This window comes from Pseudomonas sp. 2995-3, assembly GCF_002742565.1.
In the GTDB taxonomy this organism is placed as follows: Bacteria; Pseudomonadota; Gammaproteobacteria; order Pseudomonadales; family Pseudomonadaceae; genus Aquipseudomonas; species Aquipseudomonas edaphica.
Genome location: NZ_LJSB01000183.1, coordinates 17,495 through 41,871, shown reverse-complemented (window position 1 = coordinate 41,871; position 24,377 = coordinate 17,495). Strand labels below are relative to the sequence as shown.

The window sequence follows — 24,377 nt, the reverse complement described above, 5'->3', positions numbered from 1 at the left end:
TGATGCACAGCGTTGCGCTGATGGTTTACCCGAACTTTCAATCCCTGAGCCTTAGCCTGGGCTCGGTATTTGAATGCGCGAACCTGCTGCGCGGCGAACCGGCCTATGAGTTTCACCTGGTGTCGGAAAGCGGCGGTGCCGTGATGACCTCCCAAGGCTTTTCGGTGAACACCACGCCGATCCGCGCGCAGGGCTATGACACGCTGATCGTCAGCGGCTATCTGGAATTTCGCTTGCCGGAAGCCAACCTGCTCGAACTGGTCAAGGCCGCCTCCGCCCAATCACGGCGCGTGGCCTCATTGTGCATGGGCATCTTCGTGTTGGCCGAAGCCGGCTTGCTCGAGGGCAAGCGCACCACCACCCACTGGATCCACGCGCCCGCCTTTCGCAAGCGCTACCCGCACATCCAGCTTGAGGAAGACAAACTGTTCGTGGTCGACGGCCAGATCTGGACCGGCGCCGGCATGAGTGCCGGCGTCGACCTGGCACTGACCATGGTCGAGGCTGACCTGGGCAGCGACCTGGCCCGGCGCATCGCCCGCAAACTGGTGATCGCCCAACGCCGCGGCAGTGAGCAGTCGCAATTGTCAGCCCTGCTGGAACTGGACCCCAAATCCGACCGCGTGCAGCTGGCCCTGGCCTATGCCCGCGAAAACCTGACCCACGACCTCTCGGTCGAAGCCCTGGCCGAGGTTGCCCGCTTGAGCCCGCGCCAGTTCAGCCGGGTGTTTCGCGAAGAAACCGGGCAAACACCGGCCAAGGCCATCGAATCACTGCGCGTGGAAGCAGCCCGGGCGATGATGGAAACCAGCCGCCACCCGGTCGAAGTGGTGGCCCGCGAAACCGGCTTTGGTGACCGCGAACGCATGCGCCAGGCGTTTCTGCGTGCCTTCGGGCAGCCGCCACAGGCCATGCAACAGGTGTTGTTCAATCCGGGTTAGGCGCATAACCGAACATCGACTTCACCTCCAGGTAATCCTCCAAGCCAAACACGCCCCACTCGCGACCATTGCCCGACTGCTTGTACCCGCCAAATGGCGCGCCATTGTCAGCCTTGCTACCGTTGAGGTGGACCATGCCCGTGCGCAGTTGCCGAGCCACGAAACGCGCGCGTTCCAGGGTGCCGGCGCTGACGTAACCGGAGAGACCGTAGGGGCTGTCGTTGGCAATTGCGATCGCCTGCGCTTCGCTGTCGTACGGGATGATCACCAACACCGGCCCGAACACTTCTTCACGGGCAATCGGCGACTGCGGGTCGACGTCGGCGAACACCGTGGGCCGCGTATAAAAACCCGTCGTCAGCGCTTCGGGCCGCCCCACGCCACCGCATACCGGCGCCTGGGCGACTGCCCCCAACACCCTCTGCACGCGTTCGAACTGCGCCTGATTGGCCAGCGGCCCGATGGCCGTGGCCGGGTTGCTGTCGTCAAAACACACTTGCGCCGCCACCTCTCGGGCAATCTGTACCGCACGGGCCTGCATGGCCCGTGGAACCAGCAGGCGCGTCGGTGCGTTGCATGACTGCCCGCTGTTGCGAAAGCAACTGCTGACGCCGTGGCGCACCGCTGCATCGAAGTCCGCATCCGCGAGGATCAGGTTGGCCGACTTGCCGCCCAGTTCCTGGCAGACCCGCTTGACCGTTTGCGCGGCCGCCTTGGCCACCGCAACCCCTGCGCCGGTCGAGCCGGTAAAGGAAACCATGTCGATATCAGCATGGCGGGCAATCCCCTCGCCGAGGGTCGGCCCATCACCATTGACCAGGTTGAACACGCCCTTGGGCACCCCGGCGCGATGCAGGATGTCGGCCAGCAACAGGGCCGACAGGGGCGCCTTTTCGCTGGGTTTGAGCACCAGGGTGCAGCCCGCTGCCAGGGCTGGGGCGAGCTTGCAGGTCAGCTGATTCAGTGGCCAGTTCCACGGCGTGATGAGCCCGCACACGCCAATCGGCTCACGGCTGATCAGAGTGCTGCCGTGGAGGCGCTCGAATGCGTAGTCTTTCAGCAGTTCATAGGCCCGTTGCAGATGGCCCAGGCCTGCCGGCACGTGTGCGCTGCGCGCCAGCGACAATGGCGCGCCCATCTCCTGGTGCACGCACTGCGCGAGGGCTTCGCTGTGTTGGCGATAGCCGTCGATGATCGCCGCCAACAGCTCCAGGCGTTGCTCGCGTGACCATTGGCTGTAGCAGTCAAAAGCGCGCCGAGCGGCAGCCACCGCCAGGTCCAGATCGGCGACAGTGCCCAGGCTGATGCGGGTGATGACGCACTCGGTGGCCGGGTTGAGCACCGCCAGGGTTTCGGCCCCCAATGGCTTGACCCATTGGCCGTCGATGTAAAAGTCCCGGTGATTCATCGCGTCGCCTCCAGCGCAGCGCCCAAGGTATGGAAAACCAGCGCGACCTGCTCCTCGCTGATGATCAACGGCGGCGACAGCAGGATATTGTCCCCGGACGCGCGCACCAGCACGCCCGCCTCGTAACAGCGCTGGGCGACCTCCCCGGCCCGCGCACCCGGCGCACCCTCGCGCGGCTTAAGTTCGACCGCACAGAGCAAACCTGTTGCACGCACATCCAGCACCCACGGTTGTTCACGCAGCGCCAGCGCGCGGGCTTGCCACAGCGGGGCAAGCTGCTGAACATGGGTGTTGATAGCCAGTTCCTCGTGCACCTGCAGGGTCGCCAAACCCGCTGCGCACGCCAGTGGATGCGCTGAATAGGTGTACCCATGCATCAACTCGATGGCCTGCTCCGGGCCTTGCATAAAAGCCTCGTACACCGCGCCGCTGACCAGCACGCCGCCCATGGGCACCGCACCGTTGGTGAGGCCTTTGGCCAGGGTCATCAGGTCTGGCGTAACACCGAAAGCCTGGGCGGCGAACCCATGACCGAGGCGGCCTAAACCGGTAATCACTTCATCAAAAATCAGCAGCACGCCATGACGATCACAGATCTCGCGCAATCTTTGCAGGTAGCCCAGGGGCGGTGCGTACACGCCGCCTGAACCGGTGACCGGCTCGACAATCACGGCCGCCACGGTTGCCGGGTCGTGGATCTCCAGCAACTGCAACAAGGCATCGGCATAGTGCGCGCCCTGCTGCGGCTGACCCGGGCTGAAACGTAAGCCCGCGTCATAGGGCAGCGGCAAATGCGCCACATCACCCAGCAACGGGCCGAAGTCGCGCTTCTGGCGGCCAATCCCCGACACCGACAAACCGCCAAACCCCATGCCATGATAGCCCTTGGCGCGGCCGATCAGCTTGGTGCGGCGGCAGTCGCCGCGCGCCTGATGGTAGGCGCGAGCGATCTTTAACGCAGTATCCACCGCTTCGGAACCGGAGTTGGTAAAAAACACTTTATCCAGGCCCGTAGGGGCGGTTGCCACAAGACGATCAGCCAGGGTCAGCGCCGCAGGGTGGCTCATCTTGAATGAGGACACAAAGTCCAGGCGCCCCGCCGCTTCCCGAATCGCCTCGACGATACGCGGCTGGCCGTGACCGGCGTTGACGCACCAGAGCCCGGCCATGGCGTCGAGCACCTCGCGCCCCTCGGTGGTGGTGTAATGCATGCCGGCAGCGCGATCAAACAACATCGGCTGACGGTTGAAGGCGCGCATCGCGGTAAAGGGCGCCCATAGGGAAGAGGTCATTGCGTGCACTCCTTAAGACTGTGTGCGTACGCCGAAAAGGGTTGGCCGTTGCAAGGCGCCGGCGTTGGTGTTCACACCTCGGTCGCAATACAAGCGACCCTCCAGGAGGCGGCAGCGCACGTGGTCACCGAATGCGGTTTCAACAAAGCGCCAATCCATGTGCAACTCGCCCTCGGGCGTCCACCGCGCCTGGGCAACCACCTGCGTTTGCTCGGGTTGATACTGGTGATGCAGATAGTTGCCGGTCATGCTGGTAGTGGTTTCGATCGGTTGCCGCAAGCCGGCACGTATGTGGTGGGTGCCGCGGTGGTCAACCAGGGTGAAATCGCAGTGCTCTCCCTGGAAATCAAAGGCCAACTCGCGCACACCGTCCTCATTGGGTTCGATGGCGAACCGACCTTGCATGGCGGCGCTGGCGGGCGAGGCATGCAGGCCTGGCAGCCCGGGCAGGCGCAGGCCTTCGATCAGCGCGTCCAAGTGCATTTGGCTGGTTTGAGCATCCGCAGCAGTGCGCCCCAGCGCCGGGAACAGATGCTGCCACAGCGCCTGGTGCAAGCGTTTCTCGCCCAGGCGCAGGCCGCAGGTGAAGACAATCACCGTGTCCTGCTCCGGCAGCACCATGCACTGCTGGCCGAACACCCCCGAGGCGTAATAGCCGCCGTGCTCGGTCATCCACCACTGGTAGCCATAGCCTTCGCGCTGGGCTTCGTTGCCCTTGTTTTTGTCCCGTGGCAGATACTGCTTGCCGTCGAACTCGCCCATCCATACGTCCTGTACCTGGTTGCGCGTGGCCTGTGCCACCCACTGTGGCGACAACAGCTGGCGGCCCTGCCACTGGCCCTGGTTGAGGTGCAACACGCCGAATTTCAACGCGTCTTCGCTGGTGCAACTCAAGCCATTGCCGCCGGCGTTGAAGCCCCCCGGCGCCAGGTCCCACGCAAGCTTGTCGAGCCCCAGGTAATCAAGGACACGCGCCTGCAGCAGGGCATGCATCGTCTGCCCGGTCACCTGGGTGACAATCGCCGAAAGCATAAAGCTGGAAGCACTACTGTAGATAAACGCCTGGCCCGGCGGCTCGTCCACCGGCTCGTTGAGAAAGGCCTCGACCCAACTGCTTTGCAGGTTGCGCCAGTCCCCGCCGGAAATCCCGCGTGCATGGCCGGTGCGCATGGTCAGTAAATCCTCCACGGTCATGGCCGCGAGGTTGGCGCTGATGGGCTGCGGGCACAACTCGGGGAAGAAACTGACGACCTTAGCGTCAAGCCGCAGGCGACCGTCGTCCACCAACAGGCCGATCGCGGTGGCGGTCCAACTTTTAGTTGCCGAATGCTGCACATGCATGCGGTGCGCCGAGTAGGGTTGCCAAAACGCCTCGACCACCACCGCACCTTGGCGATAGAGCATGAAACTGTGCAGTTCAAGACCCGCCAGGGACACGGCCTGAATGAAATCGGCAATGCCGGCGGGGTCGACACCGCGTTCATGGGGCAAGGCCCTGGGCAGCGGAATGTAGGTCATAATCGGTCCTCTTTGATGTTTTTATATTTCAAATAATGCAGATAAGGTTTTACTCACGACGGCCTTCATGTATTTGAGCCGCCTATAATTCAGTTTTCCGGGTATTCTTGCCTCCCTTGTCACAGGATCGACTTCACGCCATGCCCCAACTCACCTCGCTGCAGACCAAAGTCGCCGGACAGATCCTGGCCGCCATCGCCAGCGGCGACCTGCAACCCGGGATGCACCTCAAAGAAGTGGAACTGGCCCAGCGCCTGGGCGTGTCGCGCTCGCCGATCCGCAGCGCGCTGTCGTACCTGGCCACACAGAAAGCCATCGAGCCGCTGGCGCAGCAGGGCTTTCGTGTGCCACTGGAAGCCGGCGATGGCTTGGCGCAACAGGTCAGTGCGTTGCATAACGAAGAAGATCAGCTGTACACCCGCTTGATCGATGACCGTTTGAACCAGGTGCTGCCCGACCAGATTTCCGAAAGTGATTTGCTGCGCCGCTACGGTGTCGGCAAAAGCGTGCTGCGCCGGTGTTTGCTGCGCTTGTCTGATGAGGGTGTGATGCAGCGCAAGCACGGGCATGGCTGGCAGTTTTTGCCAACGCTGAACAGCCCGAAGACGCGCTTTGAGAGCTACCGCTTCCGCATGTTGCTGGAGCCGGCGGGGCTGTTGGAGCCGACGTTCACTATCAACCCTGAGCAGTTTCGCCGCTGCCGGGAGCGGCAGATGGAGTTGTTGGAGGGCACGGTTGATGGGCAGCGTTTTATCGAGTGCAACGCGGAGTTTCATGAGCTGCTGGCGGCGGCTTCCGGTAATGGCTATATCTTGCAGGCGATCCAGCAGCAGAACCGGTTGCGACGGTTGACCGAGTTTCACACGGTGAACAATGTGGAGCGGGTCCGGGTGTCGTGCCAGGAGCATCTGGCGATTCTGGATGCGTTGGAGCAAGGCGATAATGAGTGGGCGTCGACGTTGTTGCATCGGCATCTGGATGTGGCGAGCAAGTTGCGGGTGGCGCGAAACAAGAGCTGAGGCGTGTGGATTGGGGGCATATCCGCTGCAGCGGTTACCCCCACCTGGGGCTATGTACCCCGACCCAAGTCTTCCAGCGCCTGACACATGGCTCTGGCGAGCAAGCCCGCCATCGCAGGCCAGCCAGCTACCACACAGAGACAGCGTCTTCAGGGCAAACACGTGCATCACCAAAGCGCCACGGTGTAACCGACGATCACCCGGTTTTCATTCATGTCACGCAGGTAATTGGCCTTGCTCAACCCATTGCGCCAGCGCAATGAAACGCCTTTCAGCGCCCCCGACTGGAATACATACCCCACATCAATATCCCGCTCCCACTCCCGCCCTTCCCCCGCAAACCCCTTCACCTGCGCCCGGTCACCCTTGGCCCAGCGCGTAGAGAATGTCAGTCCCGCAACCCCCAGCGCCGCAAAATCAAAGTCATACCGCGCATGCCAGACCCGTTCATTGGTTTGCGAGAAGTTACTCAACTGATACTCGGAAAACAGATAGGTATTGGTGCCGTCCACATAGGTAAACGGCGTTGTGCCGTACTGCTCCTGATACCCGCCACCCATGCTATGCCCCTTGTAGCTGAACATCGCCCGCGTACTCAGCGCGCGGTTATCCACGTTGCCCGCCGAACCGGCACCTGAGGTGTCCGCATCGAAATATCGGATATCCATCTTGAGCAGGCCGCCGCCCAGCGCAACGCTGTTTTTCAGCCCAATAAAGTGCTGCTGATAAATATCTTCCAGCTGCGCAAAGTGATAACTCAGGGTCATGCCCGGCGTGAGCCTGTAATCGCCGCCGGCAAATCGAAAACGATCACTTCTGGCGGTGCTTTTGTAAGCCCCGCTCTGACTGGTCAGCCCCATATCCTCGTACTCGGTGGACTCACGCTGTTTGGTCTGGTCAATCTGCCCGCCAATCAGCGCCAGCCCGGCGATATCGGTGGAGGTCACCTGCGTGCCCCGGAACGTCTGCGGGAACAATCGGCTGGTATTGGGTTGCAACGTGGGCAAGTCCGGCAGCAGGTAGCCGCTGCGCAACTCGCTCTGGGCAACACGCACCTTGCCGGTCACGCCGTATTTGGAGTACTCGTCATGCGCACGCCTGGAGTAACTCGGTTTACCCGGCGCAGCATCGTTATCGCGCGACAATAAACCGGAGCCCGAGCGGTCCGGGCTGGAATCGAGTTTCAAGCCGAGCATGCCCACCACGTCAACACCCAACCCCACGGTGCCTTCGGTAAAGCCCGACTTGAGGTTGAGGATAAAACCCTGCGCCCACTCCTCGCGTTTGGATTGCCCGGCGTCATCGCGGTAGTCACGATTGAAGTAGTAGTTTTTCAAGTCCAGATCTGCATTGCTGTCCTTGATAAAGTCCGCCTGGACCGGGGCGCACAGCAGGCCCCCGCTCATAAGACCGGCGCCCTTGAAGATCAGGTTGAGCGTGTTGTTAGGCATGTTGTTGGCTCCTGGCAGTCATTTCGGTGAGTAGGTCTTATTGTTTTTCTGGGCACGACGTTCACCCTCGCGCAGGCATGAAGGCCCGCGCGCCGGATGAAATCAGGGGGTTAAATTGCCGGTCGTATTCGGTAGCCGCCGCCCGGCAGTTTCTCCAGTGGGCTGGCGGCCGCCAGTAACTGGCGGGTGTAGGGGTGCTGCGCGCAATCGAAGATCTGCTCGCGTGCCCCCACTTCCACGACCTCGCCCTGGTGCATCACCGCCACGCGATGGGCGATGCGCTCCACGGCCGCCAGGTCATGGGAAATGAACAGGCAGGCAAAACCGTACTGCGCCTGCAAGCGCTCGAACAGTTCGAGGATCTGTTTCTGAATGGTCATGTCCAGGGCCGAAATCGGCTCATCGGCGACCACCAATTGCGGGCGGCGCACCAGTGCGCGGCCAATAGCGACACGCTGGCGTTGGCCACCGGACAGTTGGTGGGGAAAGCGTTCGACATACTCCTCACCCAGGCCGACATCCTTGAGGGTTTGCGTGACGCGCTCACGCCGCTCGGCGGCATTCAAACCGGGCTCGTGGCGCAGGGGTTCAGCAAGGATCTGGCCGATTTTCATCCGTGGGTTCAGTGATGAATACGGGTCCTGGAAAATCATCTGGCACTGCAGCCGGTGGGTACGGTTGGCGGCCTTGAGGATATCCACGCCCTTGAAGCGGATCGACCCGGCGCAAGGTTTGATCAACCCGACCAGCGAACGACCCAGGGTGGTTTTGCCCGAGCCACTGCCGCCCACCAGTGCCAGGGTTTCGCCAGGTGCAATCGCCAGGCTGGCCGAATGCACCACGCGCTGGTACTGGCGCTTGCCCCAGAACGAAGTCGGCCCAGGGTGCTCGATGCACACCTGGTCAATCTCCACCAACGGCGTGCTGCTCGCCGGCAATGCTGGCAGCTCGCCACGCCGTGGCAAGGCTTCAAGCAGTTGGCGGGTGTACTCGGCCTTGGGCGCCAGCAGGATGTCTTGGGTACTGCCCTGCTCCACCGCCTGGCCGTGACGCATCACTACCACTTTGTGCGCATAGCGGGCCACGAGTGACAGGTCATGGCTGATAAACAGAATGGCCGTGCCCTGTTCGCGAGTCAGCTCCAGCATCAACTCGATCACGTCCAACTGCGCCAGGCAGTCGAGGGCAGTGGTGGGTTCGTCGGCGATCAACAGCGCCGGGCGCAACAGCATGACCGAGGCGAGCATGATGCGCTGGCGCATGCCGCCGGAGAACTGATGCGGGTAGGACTCCAGGCAACGTTCAGCCGCCTTGATCCCGATGCGACGCAGCATGGCCAGGCAGCGCTCGCGGATCTGCGGCGGGTCGAGGTCAGTGTGCAGCCTGAGCGCCTCACTCATCTGTTGGCCGATTTTTAACGCCGGGTTGAGCGACACCATCGGTTCCTGGAACACCATGCCGATGCTCGCACCACGAATCGCGCGCAATTCTTCAGTGCCGGCCTTGACCAGGTCGCGGCCCTGGAAATCCAGGCGCCCGCCACACACTTGCATCGGCAACGGCAGCAAGCCGATGGCAGCGCGAGCGGCCATGGTCTTGCCGCTGCCCGACTCGCCCACCAACGCCACAATCTCGCCCGGCGCGATACAGAAACTCAGGTCATCGACGGCCAGCGGGCCATGTTCCCCGACGCGGATCTTCAGGTTTTGCACACTCAACAAAACACAATTGGCGGGCATGTTCATTTCCTCATCCGGGGGTCGAGACGGTCACGCAGTGCGTCGCCAAACAAGTTGATCGCCAACAGCGTCAGGCAGATAAACAGCCCCGGAAACACACCCAGCCAAGGTGCCGAGGCGATATACGGCCGACTGCTGGCAAGCATGTTGCCCCAGGTGGCAGCCGGTGGCGGTACGCCGAGGCCGAGGAAGCTCAGGGCGCTTTCCGAAAGCAGCGCCCAACCGAACATGCTGGTGGCCAGCACACACAGTGGCGCGAGGCAGTTGGGGGCGATGTGCCGCAGCATGGTGTACAGCTCGGAGTTGCCGATGACCCGCGAGGCTTCGATGTACTCCAGCTCACGCAGGGATAACACCGTGCCGCGCACGACCCGCACCACCGAGGGCGTGTAGGCAATGCCCAGGGCCAACACGATGCCGTATTTGCTGGCACCGATAATCGCCATGATGCCCAGCGCCATGAGGATGCCGGGAAACGCCAGCAGCGCATCGTTGAACATCATCAACACGCGGTCGGTCCAACCGCGCAAGTAACCGGCGAGCATGCCGATCACGGTGCCGGCCAGTACCGCCACCGTCACCGTGAGCAAACTCACCCACAGGCTGGTGCGGGCACCGATCAGCAAGCGGCTGAACACGTCGCGACCAAACTCATCGGTGCCCAACCAATGGGCCGCTGATGGTGCTTGGAAACGCGCGATCAAGTCGATCTTCAGCGGATCGAACGGCGACCACACCAACCCCATCAACGCCAGCGCGATCAACGCCACCAGCAGCCCGCCGCCGATCACGGCATTGGCCGGCGCCCACCCGCGTCGGCGCTTGGCCGCTACGGGCACGGCAATAGTCGAACTCATAACTTCACCCTTGGGTCGAACAGCGGATAGAGCAGATCCACACACAGGTTGACCAGCACATAGATAAAGGTGATCAACAACAGGCAGCCTTGCAGCACCGGATAGTCGCGGGCAAAAATCGCATCGACCATCAAGCGGCCGATGCCAGGCAGGGTGAACACCGTTTCCAGCACAGCGATTCCACCCAGCAGGTTGCCGAGGATCAGCCCGACCAGCGTCCAGGTCGGCGCAAACGCATTGGGCAACGCGTGTTTCCACAGCACCGCACGTTCCGACAGGCCTTTGGCGCGGGCGTGGGCGATGTACTCCAGGCGCAGCACTTCGATGGTGCTGGCACGCGCCATGCGGGTAATCGCGCCCACTTCAACCAGGGTCAGCGTCACCACCGGCAGCACCATGTAGCTGATCGCTTGCCACGGCGCCTGGGCAAAACTCACGTAGCCCACCACCGGCAACCAGCCCAGTTGAATACCAAAGGCATGCAGCAGCAACAGGCCAAGCCAGAAACTGGGAATCGACAGCAACAAGGTGGCGACGGACACCAACCCAAGGTCGAGCGCGCTGTTTTGTTTCCAGGCCGCGATCAAGCCAATCGGCACGGCGATCAACGTGGCAAACAACACCGCCACCAGCACGATGGTGGCGCTGACGCTGAAGCGGTCCAGGATCAGCGGCAATACCGCCTGCTTGGTGCTGATGGATACACCCAGGTCGAAGCTCATTACGGCCTTGAACCAGATCAGGAACTGCATGACCAGCGATTGATCCAGGCCCAGGGTGTGGCGCATATCGGCCAGGCTTTGCGGGTCGGCCATATCACCGAGCATCAACAGCGCCGGGTCGCCCGGGATCAGGCGAATCAGTGCGAACACCATCACCGAGATCAGCAGCAGTGTCGGAATCGCCATCGCGAGTTTTTGCAAAATAAAACGCAACATGCTCAGGCCTCGTTAGTGGGCCGCGAGGCTGACGCCCCACAGCCTTGGCGATGACACCGGCCAGGAATGGAAGCCCTTGACGCTGTCGCGCAGCGCCGCGGCTACTGTGCCGTTGTAGATGATCACCATGGGCGTGTCGTGGATCATCATCGAGTGCAACTGGTCGAACAGCGCCTGGCGCTTGGCCGTGTCGCTCTCGCGCACCGCCTCACGCAGTACCGCCTGGGCCTGGGGGTTATCCCAGACCTTGCGCGGTTCCTTGCTCTTGTCACCCATCAGCGAATCGAAGCTGGTAGCGGGGTCCAGGCGCGAGGAGTAAGAGAACGCCATCATCTGGTAATTGCCACTCTGGTAGCGCTCCAGTTGGGTGCCCCACTCCAGGGTTTCCATCTGGATGTTCAAGCCACTGGCCACCGCCATTGCCTGGCTGAGCAGGCCCATGTCGAACATCTGCGAATAGCGTTTATTGACGATCATCTTGATCGGCTGGCCGTGGTAGCCGGCCTCTTTCAACAGGCGCTGGGCCAGCTGCGGGTCGTAGCGGTAGCCCTGCTTGGCGGTGGCACTGTAGAAGGGGCTGGTTTGTGCGATGGCCGAGTTGTTCGGCTCGGAGGTGCCGTTGGACAGCGCATTGACCATTTGCCCGTAATCCAGAGAATGGGCGATGGCCTGGCGGATGCGCACATCTTTGAGCAGCGGATCGTTGGTCTGGAACAACAAGCCACAGATGGCCATGATCGGGCTGAATGAAATCTGCACACCCGGTGTGGTTTTCAACTCCTGCGCATCGCTGGCGCTGACATTGGGCAGCAGGTCAATGTTGTTGGACATCAATGCCGCCTTGGCCGACGACGGGTCGGGGATCACCATAAAGCGCACTTCATCCACCAGGGCCTGCTTCTTGCCGGTAAAGCCGTCCGGTGCAGCGTCGTCACGAAGGCTGTAGTCGTGAAAGCGCGACAGCACCACGTATTGCCCGGGTTTCCATTCGGTGAGGCTGAACGGGCCGGTGCCGACAGGGGCTTTCCAACTGCCATCGGCGGCCAGCGAATCGGGGTGCAGGATGCCGCTGCCGGCGCAATCGGGGCGCGCCATCGAAGCCAGGAACAGGCCGCTGGGCTGGTCGAGATGGAACACGACGGTGAGCGGGTCCGGCGTGTCGATGGCGGTGATTTTCGCCCCGCCACGCCCGTCGAATTCGGCCAGGCAACGCCACTGGGTCTTGGGGTTGAGGTAGCGCTCCCAGGTCCACTTCACATCATCGGCAGTTAATGTCGCACCGTTCTGGAAGTGCACGCCTTCGCGTAATTTGAAGGTGTAGGTCAAGCCGTCGTCGGCGCGTTGCACCTCGCGGGCCAGCAACGGGCCAACCGAGGCGTCTTCGCGGTGGGCTACCAGGCCCTCAACGATGTGCAGCATCACGGTGTCGGTATTTTCGTCACGGTTGACGCCCGGCTCGGTGCTGCGGATGTCGGCGTTCAAGCCGACGCGCAAGGTGGTCTGGGCCTGCGCAAAGCCGGCGCCGAGTACGAGGGTGACGCACAGCGTGCCATTAAGTAAGCGATTCAAGGGAGATGTTCTCCTTCGCACAGAAGCGGCCTGGGGCAGGAGCCGGCTTCAAGCCTGTTTGAGGTCGTTGTTGTTATGGCCTGAACGGGATCAGTGCCGCGGATGTTTTTGTTTTTTTAAATTCGCCCGGACATACTCACAGCATGGAGTTGGCTTGTAAATGTTTTTTTAAGTACTTAAAAACATTAAAGCCTTCTACTCTTCAACCGATGATGGTTTTTCAGTGCAATAAAAAAGAGGCCGAAGCCTCTATGGGTGTAAACCAGCGTGCGCCCGCAGGCGCTCGCTTAATGCAGGACCGCTCGCGTAATCAGGTAACTCACCAACTGCGGGTCATCCTCCAACTCGAGGGTCTGCACCGGGCGCGGCAAATCATCCAGCACCGCACGCCAGAACGCCTGGGACACTTCATCCTGGTCATAGAAACGCACCAGCCAATCGGCCTGGCCGCTGCTCAACACCTGGGTGGCAATGGCACGGCCAATGCCTTTGCGGCGGTAGCGCTTGAGAATGAACAGGTCGGCCAGTTCCAGGGCGTCGATGCCTGGCAGTTCGCTGCCTTCAATCAGCAGGAAGCCGGCGATATAACCGTCCACCAGCAGCAGGTTGGCGCTCCATTGCGGGTCGTGCCAGTAACGGGTCAGGTGCTCATCGTGGATGTAGAAGCGGCCATCCGCCTCGACATCTTCCTGTTCCCAGTCCGAGGACTCATAGGCGTAATACTGGTAAAGGTTGCGGATCAGCTCGGACGCTTCGGGGCCAGTCTGGATCAGTTCAACGGTGGTTTCAGGCATGGGGCTCTCGGTGACAAAACGCAGGGCGCCATTGTTCACAAAACACGCGCGCAGGCCAATACATTGCATAACCTTTCTGTTTGCTGAACCGATTGCGGATTTGCCCCGTCCAACCGAAATTCCTGAAACATTTAGAATAAACTTCGTCAGCTTCGACCTTTTCCTCAAGGACCTCTATTTTGACCAACGTCTGTTCCGCCGGCCTGGATGTGGGCTTTGCCTCCCTGGATTACCTGCAGATTTTCATCCTGGGTGTGATCCAGGGCATTACCGAGCTGCTGCCGGTGTCGTCCACCGCCCACATGCGTGTGGTGCCCGCCCTGCTCGGCTGGCAAGACCCCGGCTCGGCGTTTTCGGCGGCGATGCAGTTGGCGGCGCTGGCGGCGGTGGTCAGTTATTTCTGGCGCGATGTGCGCCAGGTCACCACGGGCAGCATCGGTGCGGTACGCCGGGGCGACTACAACGACCCGTGGTTCAAGCTGGCGGTGGCGATTGTGCTGGCGACCATCCCCATCGGCATTGCCGGCCTGGCCTTGTCCTCGACCCTCAACAGCTGCAACTCGCCGTTGCGCGGCCTGATGGTGATCGGGATTTCCTGTGTGGTGATGGCGGTACTGCTGGCGGTGGCCGAAGTGCGCGCACGTCACACCCGGGACATGGGCCAGATGCGCCTGCGCGATGCACTGATTGTCGGGGTTGCGCAAATTGGCGCGCTGATTCCCGGCGTATCGCGCTCGGGCTCGACGCTGACCGCTGCGCTGTTCCTCAACTTCAAGCGTGAAGAAGCCGCGCGCTTTTCATTCCTGCTGGGCCTGCCCGCCATCGCGCTGGCCGGTTTGAAAGAGCTGTGGGTGCTGCTGCACGCCGACATGCCCGCCCACGCCTGGCCGCATTTGCTCTTCGGCCTGGTGGTGGCAAGTATCTCGGCGTTCTTCGCGATCTGGGGCCTGATGAAGTTCCTGGAGCGGTTCTCCACCTGGCCGTTTGTGATTTATCGCGCGCTGCTGGGAGTCTTCTTGATTGTGGCGGTCAGCACCGGGTTGCTCAGTTAAGACCCCGGTTGACGGTCGGCCAGCTCTTCAAGCAAATCGGCCGAAGGCACAAAAAACAGGCCGCCGGTCACGGCGGTACTGAAGTCCAGCAAGCGGTCGTAGTTGCCGACCGGGCGGCCGACGAACATGTTTTCCAGCATCAACTCCAGGGGCTGCGGCGAGCGCGCGTAGCCGATAAAGTAGGTGCCGAACTCGCCGGCGCCTGGGCGGCCAAAGGGCATGTTGTCGCGCAGGATTTTCACTTCTTCGCCGTTTTCGTCGGTGATCACGGTCAGGGCGCTGTGGGAGTTGCTCGGTTTGGTCTCTTCATCCAGCTCGATGTCGGCCAGTTTGGTACGCCCGATCACTTTCTCCTGCGCTTCCACCGTCAGCTCGTTCCAGGCGCTCATGTTGTGCAGGTACTTCTGCACCAGCACGTAGCTGCCGCCTTCAAATTCCGCGTCTTCATCGCCGACGATGGTAAAGCCGACGGCCTTGCGCCCCACCGGGTTCTCGGTGCCGTCGACAAAACCGATGATGCTGCGCATATCGAAGTAACGGAAACCCTGGACCTCATCCACCACCTTGATGCTGTCGCCCAGGGCCACCATCAACTGCGTGGCCAATTCGAAGCACAGGTCCATCTGCTCGGCGCGGATATGCAGCAGGATATCGCCGGGCGTCGACGGCGCCATGCGCCCTGGCACGCCGAACTCGCGAAACGGGTGCAAGGCCGCCGGGCGTGGCCCGCCGAACAGCCGGCTCCAGGCATCCGAGCCGAACCCGCAGACGCAGGTCAGGTTGCCCGCCGGCACGCGCTTGCCCACCGAACGCACCAGCCCGGCGATATCGCCGCACCAGGCGCGCACCTGGTCTTCACTGCCGGGAGCGACGGTTGCAACCATGAAGATCGCGCTGCTGGTGATGGGATGGCAGACGGACTGCGGCTCAAGAGGTGGCTGAACAGGGCAAGTCTTCATGATGAAAGTCCACAGGCTAAGGGCGGTTTTAACCCGCGCAGATTAGCAGATCATCGCTGGCAGCTCTCCCACACCTGGCGAATCAGGGTCTTCAGCTTCAGCGCCTCGGCCCAGCGGTCGCTGATTTCACCGCCGTTTGCATCCGTGATTGCATAGGGCGGCGGGCCCAGCTCACAGGTGAACGACAGGCTATTGGGCGCATCGGGCCGGGCCAGCCAGTCTTCAATCCCGTAGCGCCACCAACCGGTAAAGCGTTCTACCCAGGCCTGGTGTTGGGGGAAACCCACAGAGACCTGCACCTGTTCACTGCTGGCCACTCGCCCGTGAAAGCCCCAGCTGTGGCGCAATATCGTGCGTATCTGCTCGTCGTCCTCGAACGCGCCCGGTTCCGGTAACTCCCGGCCGACGACGTAATGGGACAGGTCGGCGAGCAGTTTCAGGTCGGGCATCTGTGCGAGCAGGTCGAGGGTGAACAGCAGGTCGTTGGTAAGGCGGTAGCGATGGGTTTCCAGCAGGATCGGAAAGTCCACCTGTTCGGCCAGGCGCTGCCAGCCTTCGACCAGGCGGGCCGCCTCGGCCAGCGTGCGCGGGCGCACATCGGCCTGCAGGGTGAGGTGGTGGCAGCCGTAGCGGCTGATCACATCCAGCACGGCGGCCAGGTCATCCACCGATTGCGGGAACAGTTGGCCTTCGATCTGCAAGCTCCTGGCGCTGGCGGCAGCGTGCAGGCGCGCGACCTCGGCGGGTTTCCAGTAATGATCGGTGATGCCGTCGAAGCCGGCGGCGGCGATGCGATCAAGCTGGGCTTCCAGCGGCCCGGGTTCGGTCTGCATGGCCCAGAGGGATTGGAACACCAGCAATTGGCGCATATCAGCCTCGCAGCAAATGTTTAAGGGAAACATCCGGGTCGGCCAGGTCGGCCGTATTGAGTGCAATGCACGCGCTGATCAAGCGTTCGCACAGCTTGATGTCCTTGGCCACGCCATTGCCGAGCGCCCAGCCGCAAGCGCCTTGCAAATGCCCGTCGGTATCCAGGTGGAACAACAGCAAACCACCGCTCGGCAGTGCGCGGCTGACCGTCAGCGGGGTCATCACGCCAACGGTCTGCAAGCCCCAGTCGTACTGGTCGGACCAGAAACCCGGCAGCGCCTCGAACGGCAACTCCCGGCCCAGCATATTCAGGGCGGCGTGACGGCCTTGGGCTTCGGCATTGCGCCAGGTTTCCTGGCGTTGATACAGGCCACCCAGGCGAAACTCACACACATCGCCCGCCGCATAAATGTTCGGCGCACTGGTGCGCAGTTGCGCATCGACGCGAATGCCCTGCCCCACTTCCAGCCCCGCCGCTGCAGCCAGTTCGAGATTGGGTTGCATGCCAATGCCGACCACCACCCGATCACACGGCAAGCGCTGCCCATCGACCAGTTGCACCGCGTCGGCGTCGATGGATTCGAGTGCCACATTCAAGCGCACCTCAACGCCTTGCTGGCGGTGCAAATTCAGCAGCGCTGCGCTGATCACCGGCGGCAACACCCGGCCCGCCAAGCGTGGGCCAGCTTCAAGCACCGTGACCTGGCAGCCCAGGCCGCGCGCGGTCGCCGCCACTTCCAGGCCGATAAAACCACCGCCGACCACCACCAGCCGCGTGCCGGGGCGCAAGGCGTCGCGCAGGGCCAGCGCCTCATCATGGGTGCGCAGGTAAAGCACGCTCGCCTGCTCCACAGGCCAGCGTCGCGCCCGGCCGCCAGTGGCCAGCAGCAAACCGGCAAAGTCCAGCCATTGGCCGTCAGCCAGTTGCAGCCGGTGCTGGTGCGGCTCCAGGCGCGTAACCGGGTTGCCGGCGATATGTTCGATGCCCAGCGCGGCCATGCGCTGGCTGTCGCACAGGCTGCAACCCGCCAGGTCCGTGCTGCCTTGCAGCAAGCCCTTGGATAATGGCGGGCGCTCGTAGGGTAAGTGCGGTTCATCGCCGATCAGGATCAGGCGCCCGGTGTAGCCTTCTTCGCGCAAGGTCAGCGCCGCACGGCCACCGGCATGGCCGGCGCCGACGATGATCAGGGGGGCGTTCATGCTCACGCCGTCACGGCGAGTAAAACCCGCCCCGCTTCGACCCGCACCGGGTAGGTTTTGAGGTTGACGCACACCGGCGCGCCGAGGGCTTTGCCGGAGCGGTAATCAAAGCGCCCGTTGTGCTTGGGGCACTCGATCACGTGGTCCATCACCAGGCCGTCGGCCAGGTGTATTTTCTCGTGGGTGCACAGGCCGGCAGTGGCAAAAAATTCATTCTCGGCCGAGCGGTACACCGCGTAAGTGTGCGGCCCATGGTCGAAGCGCAGCACGTCTTCTTCGTCAATTTCGCCCACGGCGCAGACGTCGATCCATTGATCGTTCATGGCGTTTTCTCTTATTGGATGGGGTGAAACTCAGCCAGCAGTGGCTTCGGCATTTAACGGGGCATGGGCAGTGGGTTCTGTGCGATGGCGCACGGGGCGCTGCACGAAATAGCTCGGGTCGCTGCGCTGCTTCCAGATCGTCGGCAGGATTTCCTTGTACGCCTCAAGAATATTCGCGTACGGCGGCGGGCAGTCGCTGCGGATCTCTTCGTGCAGTTGCGCCAAGGCGTGGTACGGCACCATCGGGTACATGTGGTGTTCGAGGTGGTAGTTCATGTCCATGTAGATAAAGCGCAGCACGCGATTCATGTAGATGGTGCGGCAGTTGCTGCGGTGGTCCAGCACATCCTCGGCCAGGCCCACATGCTGGGTGAGACCGAACAGGTAGCCGAGCCAGGCGCCATACAGGCTCGGCAGGCCGACCAGCATCAGTGGCAGCCAGCTGTGCAGGTACAACGCGGTGCCGATCACCAGCGCATAAATGCCGACCCAGATCCGCGCAGCGCGGAACACCTTGGGCCATTCGGACTCGGGGATGAAGTCCTGTTCCTGGGCGCTCATCTTGCCGATCGCATGGCGCGCCACGCCGCTGAAGGTTTTCCAGGCCAGCGGCAGGTTGAACAGGCTCAGGCCCATCATCAACAGGCTCGGCGGGCGCGGCTCGACGATCTCCGGGTCACGCCCGACCACGATGGTGTCGGTGTGGTGCCGCGCATGGCTCCAGCGCCATACATGCGGCTCGAAAATGCACATGAAGCTCGCCACCTGGTACAGCCCATCATTCATCCAGCGGGTCTTGAAAGCGGTGCCGTGGCCGGTCTCATGCCAACGCGGGTTGGACGCGGTGCCGTAGAGCACGCCGTAAGCCATGAAGAACGGCACGCACGCCCACGAGCCCCAGAACCAGTAGCCGCCAAACCCCGTGACCAGCAGCGCCGACACCCACAGGGCCGTATCGAGCAACGCCGGGCCGTCGCGGCGCTGCATCAGTTCTTTCATGCGTTTACGCGAGATCGGCGATTGATACCAACTGGCCGAGACCAGGCCCTTTTCAGCGGCGCGGGCAGCTTCAGGGCCGGTGAGGCTGTAGTCGCGCCGAGCGCGGTGAGGCGTGTGTTCAGGCATTGTTATTGTTCTCCGCAAGCGTTGGGTAACAGGTGCTTTGCGAACCAACCATAGAGCGCGGATAAATCCGCCTCAAGGCCTTGAATCCATTCCCTATCAAGCTATCATCCAGGCCCAGCGAGGCTTGATAGTTTTCTATCAAGACGCTTGAGAGGCCTGTCATGAATAATAATAAACGCCCGACCATCGCCACTGTCGCCGCCCAGGCAGGCTTGAGTGTGGCCACCGTCGACCGCGTACTCAACGCCCGTGCGCCGGTGAATCCGCAGACCGCCGAGCAAGTATTCCAGGCCGCCGAAGCCGTGGGTTATTTTGCCGCACGGCTGATCGGCCAACGCATTCGTGAGCGGCGCCCCACCTACCGTTTCGGCATCCTGCTGCTGGGCACCGCCCAAGCGTTTTACGCCAACCTGGCGCAGTCGATCAGCACGGCCGCGCAGCAGCACGCTACAGCCAACCTGACCTGCCAGTTCGACTACATTCTCGACCGCACGCCCAGTGCCATCGCTACGCAAATCGAGCAACTGGCGGTGCAATGCGACGCGCTCGCCGTCGTCAGCTTCGCCCACCCATTGATCAACGCCACACTGGCGCAGGTTCGCGAAGCCGGCGTGCCGGTGGTTGCGCTGCTCTCGGATATCCACGAACAAGCCTTGGAGCCGTATGTGGGCCAGGATAACCACGTGGTCGGACGCACCATGGGCTGGCTGCTGGCGCGCACCTGCGGCGCACGCAAAGGCAGCGTCGGCATCCTGTTGGGCGGCCATCGCTTTCTTGGCCATCAGGCGCGGGTGGAGGGCTTGCACAGCTACCTGGCCGAGCATGCGCCGGGCCTCAAGCCATTGGAACCGCTGATCAACCTGGACAACAGCGACATCACTGAAGAAGCCACCCTCGACCTGCTCACCCGCCACACCGACCTGCGCGGCCTGTGCGTGGTGGGCGGCGGCGGTGACGGCGTGATCAATGCCCTGGCGCAGCTGCCCAAACGGCCGGCGCTGTGCTGCATTTTGCAGGAGTCCACCGCGTTGTCGCGTGAGGCGCTGAGCCGAGGTTTGATTGATGTGGTGATGGACTCGCAGCCTCGGCAGACGGCGACCGCGCTGATCGAATTACTGGTGGAGTTGCAGGCCGCCGAGGCCTTCGATCCACTGCGGCACAGAGTGCATATCCCACCGCAGATCGTGACCTCGGAGAACCTGTCCAACTGATACACAACGATCAAAAAACTGTGGGAGCTGGCATGCCTGCGATAGCGGTGGGTCAGTTACACATTTATCAACTGACACTGCGCAATCGCAGGCAAGCCAGCTCCCACCTTTGACCGGGTTTGGCTAGAGATTTACGGCACGCGAAAATCCCCGGCGCTCAACCCGAACCGGCTCATCTTGTTGTACAGCCCGCCTCGCGACACGTTCAACTGCCGCGCAGCCAAACGGATATTGCCGCCGGCTGCGGTAAGCGCGGCGACGATAGCGTGCCGCTCATGGCTGCTCAGGTCCTGCGCGGGTTGAGGTTCGTAAGGGCGCAAGGCGGCACGCTGCTGGGTTTCAAGTGGTAGATCGGCAGCCTGGATCAACTCACCCATCGCCAGGTTGGTTGCCCGCTCAATGCTGTTTTCCAGCTCACGCACGTTGCCGGGCCAGCCGTAGGCCGAGAGCAACTCCAATGCATCCGGCGAAAAACCCTGAACCGCTTTGCGCATCGAACGGGCGCACCGATTGAGGAAATGCCGCGCCAGCAGCGGGATATCGTCACGGCGCATGCGCAACGGCGGTACGGTCAGGTTCAAGACATTGAGGCGGTAGTAAAGGTCTTCACGAAACGCGCCCTCCGCCACCGCCTGGCTGAGGTTGCGATGGGTGGCGGCGATAATGCGCACATTCACTTGGCGGGAGTTTTTTGCCCCGACGCGGGTAACTTCACCTTCCTGCAATACCCGCAGCAAACTGACCTGGGCGTCGAATGCCATGTCGCCAATTTCATCGAGGAAAATCGTGCCGCCATCGGCCAGTTCAAACTTGCCCGCCGAACCGCCACGGGTGGAGCCGGTGAATGCGCCCTCGACATGCCCGAACAGTTCGCTTTGCACCAGGTCCCGTGGAATCGCACCGCAATTGACTGCCACAAACGGGCCTTTATGCCGCTCGCTCCCATTGTGAATCGCCTGGGCAAACAGCTCCTTGCCGGTGCCGCTTTCGCCGAGGATCAAGGTGGTGGAATCGCTGCGGCTGGCAATACGCCCCAAGTGCAACGCGTCCTGGATCGCCCGCGAATTACCCTGGATGGTTTCAAAGGTATAGCTGGCCTGGGTGCCGATAATGCGCCGGGTAATTTCGCGAATACGCCGGCTTTCGCGCAGCGACACAATCACCCCGCCCTGCTCCAGCGGGCATACCGACACCAGGCACGCCAGTTGGCTGCGGTCGTGCAAGTGGAAGGTGCAGTCAAGGTCACGCACGCCCTCGCCGGCCCGCAGCAACATGGCATCGCTCAGCTCACTGCGGCCCAGGCGCTGGAACGGGCTGCCGAGCAGTTCCAGGCCGACGCGGAATAATTGCCGGGCGTAGCGATTGAGCGCCTTGATGCAGCCGCGCTCATCGAGCACCACCAAGCCTTCGTTGAGCACCTCGAGCACCGTCTGCTGTTCCTCCAGCAGCGCTTGCAACGCCATCTGCCGCGCCACCGCCTCGGCGGCCGCTTGCACGGTGCCCAGGGTGTGGAAGTGAAACCAGCCGGGCTCGGCAGTGAGCGTCAGCATGGCCAGGGTCTGGCCCTGGGCATTCTTGATCGGCGCAGCGGCACAATGCATGCGGCGTTCACGCAGGCCACGGCCAAAATTCTCCTCGGCCAGCACGTACACCAGGCGGTCTTCGGCCAGGGCCAGGCCGGTGCAGTTGGTGCCCTGTACCGATTCCAGCAGGCGGCTGCCGATGGGCGTGATATCCAGCCCGCAAAAATACAGAGTGGTGCCTTCAGCGTCGGTGAGGTTGATATGCCCGCGCGGGTTGTAGGCCAGCAAGCCGCGCATGACCTGCGCCGCCGCCGCGATCAGCACGCGGTGGGCCGCCAGGGTGGCCGCCAGCGCGTCGGCGGCGACAAAACGGTATTGGCTGTCATCCGGGCTGATACCCGCCTCGACACTGCGCCGCCATGAATCCCAAATCACCTGCCGAACGGCGACCGGGCGTTCGACCACGCCCGCCAGACACGCCCGCCATGCCTGTTCCAGCGCGGGAATCGGGCCGTCGTTCAGCGAAGCCGGCCCCAGGGCCGTAAGGTAGTCGAGGTCTTGCACGCTGAAAGCCATGGGAACGGAGGTCATTGCTGCAGTCCATGTTCATGTTTTTGACATGTCAGTATAGGCATGTCATCAGAATGAACACTTTTTGTTTATGGAATTTTATAATCTTCTAAATATCAACAGCTTAAATATTGGCACAGTGCTTGCTCCTACCCCATAGCCGCTGACAAATGTCCCGCGGCCAACAATAAAAAGGGGTCATTGCATGAGTACACAAAACATCCGCCTGGGTTTGATCGGTGCCGGTCGCATGGGCAGTTTCCACGGGCTGACGGCCGCCCGACACCTCCCCGGCGCCTGCCTCGCCGCCATCGCCGACCCCACGCCCGGCCAGGCCGCACGCCTGGCGGCGGAGCTGAGCGTGAACAAGTTCTACACCGACCCACAGCAGTTGCTCGACGACCCGGATATCGATGGTGTTCTTATCGCCGCCCCTGCACGCAGCCACGCCGAACTGGTGATCAGCGCTGCCCGCGCAGGCAAGGGCATCTTCTGCGAAAAACCCATGGCCATCACCCTCGATGAAGCCGACCGCGCCATCGCCGCTGCTGCCGATGCCCGTGTACCGCTGCAAGTCGGTTTCAACCGGCGCTTTGCCAAGAGCTTTCGCACCGCACACCTCGATGTGGCGGCCGGGCGTATTGGTACGCCACAATTGCTGCGTTCGCTGACCCGCGACCCGGCGCTCAACAACCCCGCCAACTCGCCACAGTGGGTGATCTTCCTCGAAACCCTGATCCACGACTTCGACACCCTGCGCTACCTCAACCCGGGCGCCGAGGCGGTGCAGGTCTACGTGATGGCCGATGCGCTGATTGCACCGCAATACAAAAGCAAAGGCTTCCTCGACACCGCCGTGGTCACGATTCGCTTCGACAATGGCGCCATCGCCACCGCCGAAGCCAACTTCCAGGCGGTCTACGGCTACGACGTGCGCGGCGAAGTGTTCGGCAGCGCAGGCATGCTGAGCATGGGCAGCCTCAACGAATCTGACTTGGTGCGCTACCTGGCCCAAGGGATCCAGGCCGACACCCAGCGCATGGACACCGACCTGCTGCGCGACGCCTACATTGCCGAGCTCAACCACTTCGTCGAGTGCCTGCGCACCGGCGCCAAGCCTCTGGCCAGCGGCGAAGACGCACGGGCGGCCCTGGCGATTGCCCGCGCCTGCATCGAGTCGTTCGAAACCGGCAAGGCCGTAACCGTGCCAGGAGCCGGCCGATGATGCCGTTTAAACTGGCGGTCAGCGCCGAGATGGTGTTTCTCGACCTGCCCTTTATCGAACGCGTAAAGCGCATTCATGCCCTGGGTTTCAGCGCCGAAATCTGGAGCTGGACCCACAAGGACATCGGCGCACTGGCCGCCACCGGCGCCGACTTCACCTCCATGACCGGCTACATCAGCGGCAGCCTCACCGACCCCGACGGCATCCGCCAATTGCTCGACAGTGCCCGCGAGTCCCTGGGTGTCGCCGCACGCCTGAACTGCCCCAGCCTCAACCTGCACGGCACCGGCCTGGGTGACGGTGGCCTGCCGGTGCAGCCGGTGGCCCAGACCACCGGGCGCATGTGGCTGAGCGCGTGCAAGACCCTGGAAAAAATCGCGCGTCTGGGCGAAGACGCCGGCCGCGTGTTTCTGCTGGAAAACCTCAACACCGACGTCGACCACCCCGGCGTGCCGTTTGCCCGTGCCGACGACACTCTGGCACTGATCGAAGCCGTCGGCAGCCCGCACCTGAAGATGAACCTGGACCTGTACCACGCACAAATCGGCGAGGGCAACCTGATCGAACTGATCCAGCGCGCAGGCAGCGCCATCGGTGAAATCCAGGTGGCCGACGTGCCAGGACGCAAGGAGCCCGGCACCGGCGAGATTCACTACCCGGCCATCGCCAAGGCGCTGCACGCCATCGGCTACAGCGGCGTGGTCGGCCTCGAAGGCTGGGCCAGCGGCGACAGTGAGTTGGCGCTGCAACGTTTTCGCCAAGCCTTCACCCTATAACAAAAAAAGGAACCGCC

At 62.4% G+C, this 24,377-nt stretch carries 21 protein-coding genes; 6 read left to right on the top strand and 15 right to left on the bottom strand.

The genetic code is table 11. From position 1 onward, the window contains the following. Positions 1-2: 2 nt before the first annotated feature. Complete coding sequence (locus AOA62_RS16320; protein WP_099549178.1) at positions 3-941, top strand: GlxA family transcriptional regulator; 939 nt, start codon at positions 3-5, stop codon at positions 939-941. Here AOA62_RS16320 and AOA62_RS16315 read toward each other — a convergent pair. From AOA62_RS16315 to AOA62_RS16305, 3 genes are read right to left on the bottom strand one after another with little or no spacing between them, the layout of a single operon-like run. Continuing rightward, positions 928-2,349 carry an aldehyde dehydrogenase family protein gene (locus AOA62_RS16315; protein WP_099549177.1) on the bottom strand — a complete coding sequence of 474 codons (1,422 nt, stop codon included), beginning with the start codon at positions 2,347-2,349 and terminating at the stop codon, positions 928-930. The two genes, AOA62_RS16320 and AOA62_RS16315, sit on opposite strands and share 14 nt — an antisense overlap. After that, positions 2,346-3,641, bottom strand: a complete 1,296-nt coding sequence (locus AOA62_RS16310; protein ID WP_099549176.1) for an aminotransferase class III-fold pyridoxal phosphate-dependent enzyme — start codon at positions 3,639-3,641, stop codon at positions 2,346-2,348. Before AOA62_RS16310 ends, AOA62_RS16315 begins: the two co-directional genes overlap by 4 nt. A gap of 12 nt (positions 3,642-3,653) precedes the next feature. Further along, entirely contained in the window at positions 3,654-5,159 is a 1,506-nt protein-coding gene (locus AOA62_RS16305) for a serine hydrolase (protein ID WP_099549175.1), read from the bottom strand. A gap of 140 nt (positions 5,160-5,299) precedes the next feature. On the opposite strand from AOA62_RS16305, the gene AOA62_RS16300 reads away from it, so the two are divergent. Continuing rightward, positions 5,300-6,178, top strand: coding sequence for a GntR family transcriptional regulator (locus tag AOA62_RS16300; protein WP_099549174.1), 879 nt, complete (start codon positions 5,300-5,302; stop codon positions 6,176-6,178). 167 nt (positions 6,179-6,345) lie between these two features. Here the strand turns inward: AOA62_RS16300 and AOA62_RS16295 are convergent, their stop codons facing one another. The 6 genes from AOA62_RS16295 to AOA62_RS16270 form a co-directional block, all read right to left on the bottom strand. Beyond that, on the bottom strand, positions 6,346-7,629 hold the full coding sequence (locus tag AOA62_RS16295; RefSeq protein ID WP_099549173.1) for an OprD family porin: 1,284 nt from the start codon (positions 7,627-7,629) through the stop codon (positions 6,346-6,348). Positions 7,630-7,739: 110 nt separating this feature from the next. Beyond that, entirely contained in the window at positions 7,740-9,374 is a 1,635-nt protein-coding gene (locus tag AOA62_RS16290) for an ABC transporter ATP-binding protein (protein ID WP_099549172.1), read from the bottom strand. Continuing rightward, complete coding sequence (locus AOA62_RS16285; RefSeq protein WP_099549171.1) at positions 9,371-10,225, bottom strand: ABC transporter permease; 855 nt, start codon at positions 10,223-10,225, stop codon at positions 9,371-9,373. Before AOA62_RS16285 ends, AOA62_RS16290 begins: the two co-directional genes overlap by 4 nt. Continuing rightward, positions 10,222-11,163 carry an ABC transporter permease gene (locus AOA62_RS16280; protein WP_099549170.1) on the bottom strand — a complete coding sequence of 314 codons (942 nt, stop codon included), beginning with the start codon at positions 11,161-11,163 and terminating at the stop codon, positions 10,222-10,224. Before AOA62_RS16280 ends, AOA62_RS16285 begins: the two co-directional genes overlap by 4 nt. Before the next feature lie 12 nt (positions 11,164-11,175). Continuing rightward, the gene (locus AOA62_RS16275; protein ID WP_236447806.1) at positions 11,176-12,708 is read right to left on the bottom strand and encodes an ABC transporter substrate-binding protein; all 1,533 of its coding nucleotides are present in this window, start codon (positions 12,706-12,708) and stop codon (positions 11,176-11,178) included. A 311-nt stretch (positions 12,709-13,019) separates the two neighbouring features. After that, entirely contained in the window at positions 13,020-13,526 is a 507-nt protein-coding gene (locus tag AOA62_RS16270; RefSeq protein ID WP_099549190.1) for a GNAT family N-acetyltransferase, read from the bottom strand. Between the two features lie 179 nt (positions 13,527-13,705). Here AOA62_RS16270 and AOA62_RS16265 point away from each other — a divergent pair, with 179 nt between their 5' ends. Continuing rightward, on the top strand, positions 13,706-14,578 hold the full coding sequence (locus AOA62_RS16265; RefSeq protein ID WP_099549168.1) for an undecaprenyl-diphosphate phosphatase: 873 nt from the start codon (positions 13,706-13,708) through the stop codon (positions 14,576-14,578). Here the strand turns inward: AOA62_RS16265 and AOA62_RS16260 are convergent. The 5 genes from AOA62_RS16260 to AOA62_RS16240 are packed head-to-tail and all read right to left on the bottom strand — an operon-like array spanning position 14,575 to position 19,055. Continuing rightward, entirely contained in the window at positions 14,575-15,537 is a 963-nt protein-coding gene (locus tag AOA62_RS16260) for a Dyp-type peroxidase (protein ID WP_017134585.1), read from the bottom strand. The genes AOA62_RS16265 and AOA62_RS16260 overlap by 4 nt on opposite strands. Positions 15,538-15,587: 50 nt before the next feature. Further along, a complete protein-coding gene (locus tag AOA62_RS16255; protein ID WP_099549167.1) occupies positions 15,588-16,406 on the bottom strand; it encodes a sugar phosphate isomerase/epimerase in 819 nt (272 codons plus the stop codon). A gap of 1 nt (position 16,407) precedes the next feature. Continuing rightward, positions 16,408-17,607 carry an NAD(P)/FAD-dependent oxidoreductase gene (locus AOA62_RS16250; protein WP_099549166.1) on the bottom strand — a complete coding sequence of 400 codons (1,200 nt, stop codon included), beginning with the start codon at positions 17,605-17,607 and terminating at the stop codon, positions 16,408-16,410. 2 nt (positions 17,608-17,609) lie between these two features. Then, entirely contained in the window at positions 17,610-17,930 is a 321-nt protein-coding gene (locus AOA62_RS16245; RefSeq protein WP_017134582.1) for a MocE family 2Fe-2S type ferredoxin, read from the bottom strand. 30 nt (positions 17,931-17,960) lie between these two features. Next, positions 17,961-19,055, bottom strand: a complete 1,095-nt coding sequence (locus tag AOA62_RS16240; protein ID WP_099549165.1) for a fatty acid desaturase family protein — start codon at positions 19,053-19,055, stop codon at positions 17,961-17,963. Positions 19,056-19,216: 161 nt separating this feature from the next. Between AOA62_RS16240 and AOA62_RS16235 the strand changes: the two genes are divergently transcribed. After that, positions 19,217-20,266 carry a LacI family DNA-binding transcriptional regulator gene (locus tag AOA62_RS16235; RefSeq protein ID WP_099549164.1) on the top strand — a complete coding sequence of 350 codons (1,050 nt, stop codon included), beginning with the start codon at positions 19,217-19,219 and terminating at the stop codon, positions 20,264-20,266. Between the two features lie 131 nt (positions 20,267-20,397). On the opposite strand, the gene AOA62_RS16230 is transcribed toward AOA62_RS16235, so the two are convergent. Further along, positions 20,398-22,380: a sigma-54-dependent Fis family transcriptional regulator gene (locus AOA62_RS16230; RefSeq protein ID WP_099549163.1), complete on the bottom strand. Its 1,983-nt coding sequence runs from the start codon at positions 22,378-22,380 to the stop codon at positions 20,398-20,400. A 184-nt stretch (positions 22,381-22,564) separates the two neighbouring features. Here AOA62_RS16230 and AOA62_RS16225 point away from each other — a divergent pair, with 184 nt between their 5' ends. Further along, a complete protein-coding gene (locus tag AOA62_RS16225) occupies positions 22,565-23,584 on the top strand; it encodes a Gfo/Idh/MocA family oxidoreductase (RefSeq protein WP_099549162.1) in 1,020 nt (339 codons plus the stop codon). Continuing rightward, positions 23,581-24,360, top strand: coding sequence for a TIM barrel protein (locus tag AOA62_RS16220; RefSeq protein ID WP_099549161.1), 780 nt, complete (start codon positions 23,581-23,583; stop codon positions 24,358-24,360). Before AOA62_RS16225 ends, AOA62_RS16220 begins: the two co-directional genes overlap by 4 nt. The last annotated feature ends 17 nt before the right edge of the window (positions 24,361-24,377 follow it).